Below are 234 nucleotides of genomic sequence, written 5' to 3'. Positions count from 1 at the left end.
GGGTTGCGGGCGGCATATTAGCACGAGCCCGATCCTCGTTCAAGAGGCCGAGGAAGTATGCGATGTTCTGATACATCTGGGTGGCATCGATGACGGCCGCGAAACCCAGCTCACCGAGTACCGGGACACGCGCCGGAATCTCCTTCCACTGGACTTCAAAAACCGGTGCGTGTACCAGCCGCGAAAGTTGGTAGGCATCCTCGTTGAAGACCCCGAGTTCGATACCGGGATCAC

At 58.5% G+C, this 234-nt stretch carries 1 protein-coding gene; it reads right to left on the bottom strand.

All coding sequences use genetic code 11. The features are described from left to right. Nucleotides 1–234 (bottom strand): hypothetical protein (locus AC1RO3_RS09455; RefSeq protein ID WP_481764163.1); only part of this gene is annotated, 234 nt, incomplete at both ends.

It is taken from the genome of Dellaglioa sp. CoH-57-MRSF-19 (genome assembly GCF_056781975.1).
Note: the sequence above shows the minus strand (reverse complement) of the source record. Positions and strands in the feature narration are given on the sequence as shown.